Annotated in this window: 8 protein-coding genes; 6 read left to right on the top strand and 2 right to left on the bottom strand. The window is 38.4% G+C overall.

Annotated features, from left to right (window positions below; translation table 11 throughout):
• Nucleotides 1-132: 132 nt before the first annotated feature.
• From RAO94_08870 to RAO94_08850, 5 genes are all read left to right on the top strand, one after another.
• Nucleotides 133-1,800: a hypothetical protein gene (locus RAO94_08870; protein ID MDP8322448.1), complete on the top strand. Its 1,668-nt coding sequence runs from the start codon at nucleotides 133-135 to the stop codon at nucleotides 1,798-1,800.
• 37 nt (nucleotides 1,801-1,837) lie between these two features.
• A complete protein-coding gene (locus RAO94_08865) occupies nucleotides 1,838-2,224 on the top strand; it encodes a hypothetical protein (protein MDP8322447.1) in 387 nt (128 codons plus the stop codon).
• A gap of 62 nt (nucleotides 2,225-2,286) precedes the next feature.
• Complete coding sequence (locus tag RAO94_08860) at nucleotides 2,287-2,547, top strand: T9SS type A sorting domain-containing protein (protein ID MDP8322446.1); 261 nt, start codon at nucleotides 2,287-2,289, stop codon at nucleotides 2,545-2,547.
• Nucleotides 2,548-3,086: 539 nt separating this feature from the next.
• Nucleotides 3,087-4,445: an ATP-dependent protease ATPase subunit HslU gene (gene hslU, locus RAO94_08855; protein ID MDP8322445.1), complete on the top strand. Its 1,359-nt coding sequence runs from the start codon at nucleotides 3,087-3,089 to the stop codon at nucleotides 4,443-4,445.
• Nucleotides 4,446-4,448: 3 nt separating this feature from the next.
• On the top strand, nucleotides 4,449-5,885 hold the full coding sequence (locus tag RAO94_08850) for an MATE family efflux transporter (GenBank protein ID MDP8322444.1): 1,437 nt from the start codon (nucleotides 4,449-4,451) through the stop codon (nucleotides 5,883-5,885).
• Nucleotides 5,886-6,104: 219 nt separating this feature from the next.
• Here RAO94_08850 and RAO94_08845 read toward each other — a convergent pair whose 3' ends face one another.
• Both RAO94_08845 and tsaB read right to left on the bottom strand, forming a co-directional pair.
• Nucleotides 6,105-6,584: a cytidine/deoxycytidylate deaminase family protein gene (locus RAO94_08845; protein MDP8322443.1), complete on the bottom strand. Its 480-nt coding sequence runs from the start codon at nucleotides 6,582-6,584 to the stop codon at nucleotides 6,105-6,107.
• Nucleotides 6,584-7,273: a tRNA (adenosine(37)-N6)-threonylcarbamoyltransferase complex dimerization subunit type 1 TsaB gene (tsaB, locus tag RAO94_08840; GenBank protein ID MDP8322442.1), complete on the bottom strand. Its 690-nt coding sequence runs from the start codon at nucleotides 7,271-7,273 to the stop codon at nucleotides 6,584-6,586. The genes RAO94_08845 and tsaB overlap by 1 nt, the downstream gene beginning before the upstream one ends.
• A gap of 471 nt (nucleotides 7,274-7,744) precedes the next feature.
• On the opposite strand from tsaB, the gene RAO94_08835 reads away from it, so the two are divergent.
• Entirely contained in the window at nucleotides 7,745-8,122 is a 378-nt protein-coding gene (locus RAO94_08835) for a GxxExxY protein (protein MDP8322441.1), read from the top strand.
• Nucleotides 8,123-8,334 lie beyond the last annotated feature (212 nt).

The raw sequence follows: 8,334 nt of genomic DNA, 5'->3' as shown, positions 1-8,334 counted from the left end.
GAATACTTATATAAATCACTTAAAGGTCCTAAGAAGAAAATTGATGTAGATGATAGTTACAAGAAATTAGGTGTTTTAAAAAAAATGTATGAGACTACTAAAATTGATTTTGCCTCATTCTAAGGTTGAGTTATGAATTACTTCAATAAAAATGAAAATCAAAATTTGGACTCCAATAAATGTATAAATTCTCCTTTTTCATATTCTGTTCTTTCAGGTGTTACAGGAGTAAGTGTTCAAAATTCATATAATCATTGGGCTACAACTGCAACATTGGAACTCAATTTTAATGCAGCCAGTAATTCTTGGGCAATGAATCAGGCTAAGGGTATTTTAGGTGAAAACTTAATGCATGATCTACTGGGTGAAACTGGTGGATGGGCAAGAATTACTCCTGCTGGTACCCAACAAGGTATCGATGGATTATTTATTAAGTTTGGTAATGGAGGAAAAATTATTGATGTACTTGTTGGAGAAGCCAAGTATGGATCATCCCAACTAGGACAAACGGTATATTCTGGAAAACAGATGAGTCATGAATGGATCAGTTATCGCTTAAAACCGAGTAGTAATCAATATAGCAATATATCTAATAAGATCAATGCAGGTAAGTTTACTATTGTAAATAATCTTCCAGTAGGTAATGAAAAAATAATTACAATTCCGATGGAAAACTTTGGGCAAGCAAGGGTATGGCTTAATGGAGACGAGATTAAAATCTTTATGGATGGTGATTCTGTTAATTTAAATTATCTAAGCAAGCACTGTGAAGCAATATCTCAAAGACTTCTTGGAGCTGCTGATCAAGGGATTTATCGTCCAAGACTATTTAGAATTAGTTACCGAGGAGACATCCATAAATTTGAGATATGCAGACTTGACAAGGATGGGTCTATATTTGGTAAACCACAAGTAATTCAAGATAAATTTGATAATTTGCCAGAAGATTATCAAATTGCTTTACGAAAACATTTTATATATATATTTAGAAGAGAAGGATTGAATGATATAGAAGCTAAGGTTTGGGCGGACAAATGCTGTAATGAACCAGAATATTTCAATAATTTCGATAAACAAAAAAAATGGTCAATGGAATATGGGCTAAACTCTAATTTGTTTATGGGTGGAATATTGGCAGGTATAGGAGGGGCTGTTTTGGATTCAATAATGCAATTCATCATATCTGGTGATATCGACACGAACCATAGCATTAAAATCGGTGCATTGTCTTTTTGCTCTTTCGTAGGTGGAAATATAGCAAGTGTACATTTACATTGGGTTTTTACAAGAAGTAAATGGGGACAAAATTTTGCTACTAAGTTTCCTTGGCAAAAAGCTGGCAGCTTGTCAATATGTACTACCGTAAGTAAAATTGGTGGAAGCATTATATCGGCAGCAATATTTGCCTATGGGGGATACCTTTTAGGTTTATATGATTTGAAAGATGCTAATAGATTGGCAATTATAAGTTCTATTGGTCTTACTGGAGCAGGATTGATATCTACTGTTTCAATTAGCCTTGTGGCAAATTTGTGCACAGCTAGTACAGGTACTGCAATATCTCATCTTTCAGGTGTTGCTGCAACAAATGCTATTACAGCCTGGTTTGGAGGAGGTGCTATTAGTGCTGGAGGTGGTGGAATGGCTGCAGGAACTCTTGTGCTATCTGGAGGTACTTTCGTAATTGTCGTAGCCATAACCGCAGGAATGAAGATAATATTTCAAATTGAAGATGCAAAGACTCAGTATAATTTGTTGGTTGGTAAAATAACAATTGTAAAAGAAAACTTAAATCAGTAAATAGCAAAATAGCTATATATAATCAAAAGGAGGAAATATGGATTTATCCAAAGGAATGAAGGGTACAGCAATTGCAATTGCTATGAAGTTTTGTGCAGGATTAATTAAGGGAAAGATTACAGAATACGCTAATAAGTATCTATCAAGTTACGGTAGATTGATTGATTATCAGCTTGATTTTGAAAATAAGCGGGTGATTGTAACAATAGAATTGAAAGGTGAAAAAGAGCATTTTAACATAGTTTTATCAGATTTAAAAGTGTTTGAGATTGCTGGGGAATATTATTTGGAGATAGGCACTTTTGATATTGAGCGAGAATGGATAAAACTATTAGGTCAGGATTATCTGGATGGTAAATTTGGAGATCCAAGAATAAATTTATCAGAAAAGGTGGGTAAAACATTGAGCATTGTTCTTAAGTAAACTTTAACTTAATCTGAGCAAATGAGCAGTATTATGAGATAAATGTAGATGATAATATTGAGATGGTCAATAACCTGACAGTTTATCCCAATCCATTTAATCTGGAAATAAATATCAGCTTTGAGTTGGAAAAATCTGGGTTTATATTACTGGAAGTGTATAATATCAAGGGTCAGAGAGTTTGTACCCTGATTTCTGATGAATTCACAGCAGGTAAGCATTTAGTAACCTGGAATGCTTCAGAACAGAGCAGTGGAATATATCTGCTAAAGTACCAATCAGAGAATATAATGGAAACCAGGAAGGTAATTTTACTGAAATAGATTTGGATATTATCTATCTGCAAATAAATGATTTACGTCCAATAATTGACTCTTTGGCGGAACCTCAGTACCCTCACTGTGGGTTCCCTATGGCTTGAATAACCATTTTTGCAGGTTATATGCCTACAATATAACATCAGTTCAAACAAGATATTTACTTTTATAAAATCTGGCATCTACTCCGTTTTATTTTCCCCGCATCTCAATGTTTGATAGACTGACTGGTAGGGGCAGACCAATGTGTCTGCCCTCTTCAGATTATATTAAAATAGCAAATTCTGGGCAGACACGCGGGTCTGCCCCTACCATAGCCTGGTTCATAAGCACAGCAATTTAATTTCGTGATAATGCCTGAAGCAAGCTTTTATTTGATACCAAAAAACTCTCCCAACAGAGCATCTCATCAGCGCTGAAAAGCCAGAGGTAATAAATAGATAGTTCACGAATTTATTAGTTAATATATCCCGTCAAATCGTTATCATTAATTTCATTGACAGCAGAAATGACATATATTTCCTGCTCTATTGAGGTAAATAAATATGAGAGATGAACTGACACCAATAAAGATAGTGAAAGAGCTCGATAAATTTATTATCGGGCAGGAGAAAGCCAAAAGGGCAGTAGCAGTAGCTTTTCGCAATAGATGGAGACGTCAGCAGGTGAAAGGCATATTGCGTGATGAGATCATGCCTAATAATATAATTCTGATAGGTCCCACGGGAGTGGGGAAGACCGAGATCGCCCGGCGTATATCAAAGCTTACCCAGGCACCTTTTATCAAGGTGGAAGCCAGTAAATTCACTGAAGTTGGCTATGTGGGGCGCGATGTGGAATCAATGGTGCGAGAGCTGCTAAGCATTGCTATTAATGAAGTGCGTCAGGAATTAACTGCTGAGGTTTCAAATATTGCATTGCAGCATGCCAAAAAACGGGTGCTGGACAAATTAACACCCAAAATCCCTGGCAAACCGGATGATACTGAGCAGGAAAAGGAAGAACGGCAGGATCGCTATAAACGCCAGCGTGATAAGATGGAAAGCCTGCTAAACGAAGGGAAACTGGATGACAGGGAACTGGAGATTGATTCCACAAAATCACCCTTGAAACAAATGGAATCTTTCTCTGAAACTGGTATGGGCACGATAGATTTTCAGATTGGCGATATCTTAGGTGGGATATTACCACTCAAAGGTGAAAAGAAATCTAAGAAAATGAAAGTTCCGGAAGCCATTACTTATTACTTCCAGGAAGAATCAGACAAATTAGTAAATCGTGAGACTGTGATCAATATTGCCAAAGATCGAGTTCAGAATAATGGTATTATCTTTATAGATGAAATAGATAAAATAGCTACTACGGATCATAAGATGGGTTCTGATGTATCACGCAGCGGAGTACAGCGCGATCTGCTGCCAATCGTGGAAGGCTCAAACGTGCCCACTAAGCACGGTATAATCGATACATCCCATATCCTGTTCATCGCAGCAGGAGCTTTTTCAAGTGTTAAACCATCTGATCTGATCCCCGAACTTCAAGGCAGATTCCCGATCAGAGAAGAACTGAACAGCCTGACCAAGGACGATTTTATCAAAATCCTCACATTACCGCAGAACTCACTAACCAAGCAGTATAAGGCAATGCTTAAAACCGAAGGAGTGGAGCTTAGTTTCACTGAAGACGCGCTTGAATTGATCGCGGATTATACGGCTCAGGCAAATGAAAAAATGGAAGATATTGGTGCTCGCAGATTGCATACTATTCTCAATACTCTTCTGGACGATTATCTCTTTGATATTCCTAATAAAAAGATAAAATCTATCAAAATAAAACCAGACTTTGTGAAAGCAAAACTGCAGGATATTATCGATAGTGAAGACCTTTCTAAATATATTCTCTAAAATATGAAATCAAGGCAGACTGACCTTACTACCGGCAATCTGCTCCATAATTTGATCATATTGGCTTTGCCGATCATGGCTTCAAATCTGGTGCAGACGCTATATACCGTAACGGATGCTTTCTGGCTGGGCAAGCTGACAGAAGGTGCACGCGATGCTGTTGCTGCCGTGGGTATTAGTTTTCCGCTAATATTTTTCCTGCAGTCATTTGGCTTTGGCTTCGTGATTTCCGGTAATTCCCTGATTGCCCAATATAAAGGAGCAGGACTTACAGAAAATCTCAAAAAAGTAACAGGTCAATACGTATTGATAATGCTGGCATTTTCCGCTTTTTTCCTTGTTGTGAGTCTTTCACTTTTAGATAATATCTTAAGCTGGCTGCACACTCCCGCAGAAATTATGGATGTCACCCGTGATTATATGTCCATTATCATACCAGCCCAGGTTTTCATGTTCATTTTCATCAGTATCCAGAGTTTTTATCATGGAGTGGGCGACACAGTGAATCCCATGAAGATACAGATGATCTCAGTTGGTATAAATCTGGTGATAGACCCGCTAATGATCTTTGGCATCTGGATATTCCCGGAAATGGGCGTTCTCGGGGCTGCTTATGCTACATTATTTGCCCGGATACTGGCTGCTCTGATGGCAGTTATTTCTCTTGCCACTATTCATAAAGAATTATTACCCAATCTCAAAGACATTATTCCCGATATCAAGATGCTTAAAAAGATCATCTCTATCAGTATCCCTGCTTCTTTTGGACATTCTATGACAAGTTTCGGGTTCGTCTTTCTCCAGAGTTTTGTCAATAGTTTTGGCACTTTAGTGATTTCTACAAATATGCTCAGTATGCGGATTCAAAGTCTATTTATGATGCCTGCACTGGGGATTTCCACTGCGCTTTCTGCTGTGATTGGTCAAAATCTGGGTGCCAGAGAAGTGCAAAGAGCCAAAGAAAGCGTGGGTATTGCTCTCAAACTGGTAGTTTCGATCATGGCAGTCGGCGGAGCAACGATCTTCTTTTTCGGGGGTTCGATCATCAAAGTATTTATCGATGACCCTGCTGTGATTGCTCTGGGTGCCCAGGTAATGAAGATAACCTGCTTCACATCGCTTGTATTTGCCATTGTATTTGTGTTCCTGGGGGTTTTTAATGGTTCAGGACATACAAAATCTACTATGGTAATCAATATTGCCAGATTATGGGCATTCCGAATCCCACTGGTTTTCATTCTCTCCGGAGCGATTATGAATTACTGGATTTTCGCAAAACCTCCTTTGACTGGAATTTTTACTGTCTTAGCCTATCCGCTGCGCGAGAGACCCTATTTTGCCCTCTGGTATGCCATGCTGGTAAGTAATATCCTCTCTGCTACCTGGGCATACATCATCTACCGTAAAGGAAAATGGCAAAAAGCCAAAATCCACAGCTAAGCCAGGAATCGTAACAGTACACCGGACAAGAGTTCTGGGCGAACAGATTAATTTACCCAGCCTCTGCCGGATTCCAGAAGTCCTGCCCGAAATACGTTCAGCACTCCTGATCCTTATAGGGTGAACTGGAAAAATATGCCATAAACTAATAAAAAACATATTTCTTGATGCAGAACGTTTTATGTTTGATTGGTGTGAAGTTAAGTTACTTTTGCTTTCCTATACTATCTTAGTGAGTTTTTTAGTATCCATATTGAAATGAAATACATTTATGCTTGCCTCTTCGAGGAGTGTCTTGGCGAGTTTATCTTCGTAGAGTTCTGATACTATGATGGTTTTTATTTCGGCATTTATGAGCATTTTGGCGCAGATGGAGCAGGGCTGATTTGTGCAGTATAATTCACCATTTGCTATGGATAGTCCATTCACGGCAGCTTGAATAATGGCGTTTTGCTCTGCATGCACACCGCGGCAAAGTTCGTGTCTTTGCCCCGAAGGGATGGAACTATCCTGACGCAGACAGCCGGTTTGAATGCAATGAGGAACACGCTTGGGAGCGCCATTATATCCTGTGGACATGATCTGATTATTTTTCACTATCACAGCTCCGACTTTTCGTCTAAGGCAAGTAGAGCGTTCGCGTACCAGATACGCCATTTTCATAAAATATGTGTGCCAGTCCGGTCTATTATGCTTCATCAATCCTCCAAAATAGGTTTTTTATTTAATTCAGCCTGAGATTTACGAAAATACCAGGGTTCTAAGCTGGAAATAGTTTCAAAATCAAAGTTCAGATCAGGTTTCTCCATCATTGTGAGTGAGACAAGCGTCATGGCAGTGGGAATTCTTTGATGAGGTAGAGCTGTTTTATAATTGATCTTTAAATCAGAGATCAGGTCTCTGTATCTGGAAATACCATCACCGGTAATAATTACCGGCTGGTCAATCTGAGCCAGGAATTCTGCCGGTTTGGCATTGCAGGGGGGAATGATCTCCTGTAGATCAGGAGTGTAAAGCGCTGCATAAACTTCCTGCATTCGGGCATCCATAAAGGAGAGGATGGGTAGTTCATTGCCATATAGATTAGCCGCAAGCAGTCGCAGAGTGTTAACAGGAAAGAGTGGAATTTCATGAGGAAAGCTGAGACCTTTGGCAGCAGCAAGTCCTATCCGGAGTCCGGTAAATGAACCGGGACCATTGGAGATGGCAATAATATCCAGATCAGATATTTGCAATGAGCTGCTTTTGAGGGCTGCATCTATCTGCGGTAAAAGGCGTTCTGAGTGAGTGACCTTGATATCGAGGTAAGAGCTGAACACAATCCGATCATCTTTGACCACTGCCACGCTGCCCCAGCTCGATGACGTCTCTATGCCCAGAATATTCAATTCTTTGCTCCTTTATTATGAGGATATGCTACCAATAGTGTGAGTAGAGAATATGTGTCAAGAAACTTGGGGAAATATCGCCTTTGATAAGAGTTTACTGTGTTCACAAATTATTTGACAACAAGGAAAGGTAAAATATAATTTGCTGGTACTCTATAAGAAAGGAAATATTGAAATTGAAATTATTAATTGCTTCTTTGCAGATTATCCATAGATAGTGGCTGATATTCCTGATTCATGCAGTTTCGTGGACGTAATAAAGGAGGATTATAAACCACAGAAGGCACAGAAATACACAGAAGGAAGATTAAATATAAAAGAAGAAAACTTTGTTAAAGTAGATTAGGTTACTGTTATTTTTTCAGTGAGCTTCAGTGATTTCAATGGTTAGCAAAAAGGAGGATTATAAACCACAGAAGGCACAGAAATGCACAGAAGAATGTAATGTAATATGATAATTTGGAGGAATTCATGAGCGAGTACATTTATCAAAAGGAGATCTATAAGATAAGAGGAGCGATTTATGAAGTATATAAAGAAATAGGATGTGGCTTTCTGGAAGCAGTATATCAGGAGTGTCTTAGTAAGGAATTTCTATTAAGCAAAATTCCTTTTGTTGCTCAACAAAATATTGTTATTGATTATAAGGGAGAAAATCTAGTTCAGTTCTACTGTGCAGATTTTGTATGCTATGATAAAATAATATTAGAGATAAAAGCAATTAAGAGCTTGGAAGATATTCATCTTGCCCAGATAATGAATTACTTAAAAGCAACAGGATTCAAATTAGGATTTCTCGTAAACTTCTATAGTTACCCTAAAGTAGAAATAAAGAGAATTGTTTTGTGAATCACAGAGATCATAAAGGAGAGGATATTACTAAAATGAGTACTTAAAATTAGTTTCTTACATTTTTTCAGTGTAATTCAGTGCCTTCAGGTGCGTCACGAAGTGGTGTACCTCTAGCTGGTGAAAGTCCAGTCCGGTTAATTTTCTGTTCAGCCGGAAGTGAAAAAGATGACTATCTCCAGTAATGGAATAGTCAAAGCTCTTTGAATCGG

Origin of the sequence: Candidatus Stygibacter australis, from assembly GCA_030765845.1 — a bacterium.
Taxonomy (GTDB): Bacteria; Cloacimonadota; Cloacimonadia; order Cloacimonadales; family TCS61; genus Stygibacter; species Stygibacter australis.
The sequence above is the reverse complement of the archived record's forward strand: the minus strand, read 5'-3'. Positions and strand labels throughout refer to the sequence as shown.

What these genes read in the sequence shown, in the direction of transcription:
- RAO94_08870 (MDP8322448.1), top strand. Translation starts at nt 133, where the DNA reads ATGAATTACTTCAATAAAAATGAAAATCAAAATTTGGACTCCAATAAA.
- RAO94_08865 (MDP8322447.1), top strand. Translation starts at nt 1,838, where the DNA reads ATGGATTTATCCAAAGGAATGAAGGGTACAGCAATTGCAATTGCTATG.
- RAO94_08860 (MDP8322446.1), top strand. Translation starts at nt 2,287, where the DNA reads ATGGTCAATAACCTGACAGTTTATCCCAATCCATTTAATCTGGAAATA.
- hslU (MDP8322445.1), top strand. Translation starts at nt 3,087, where the DNA reads ATGAGAGATGAACTGACACCAATAAAGATAGTGAAAGAGCTCGATAAA.
- RAO94_08850 (MDP8322444.1), top strand. Translation starts at nt 4,449, where the DNA reads ATGAAATCAAGGCAGACTGACCTTACTACCGGCAATCTGCTCCATAAT.
- RAO94_08845 (MDP8322443.1), bottom strand. Translation starts at nt 6,584, where the DNA reads ATGAAGCATAATAGACCGGACTGGCACACATATTTTATGAAAATGGCG.
- RAO94_08835 (MDP8322441.1), top strand. Translation starts at nt 7,745, where the DNA reads ATGAGCGAGTACATTTATCAAAAGGAGATCTATAAGATAAGAGGAGCG.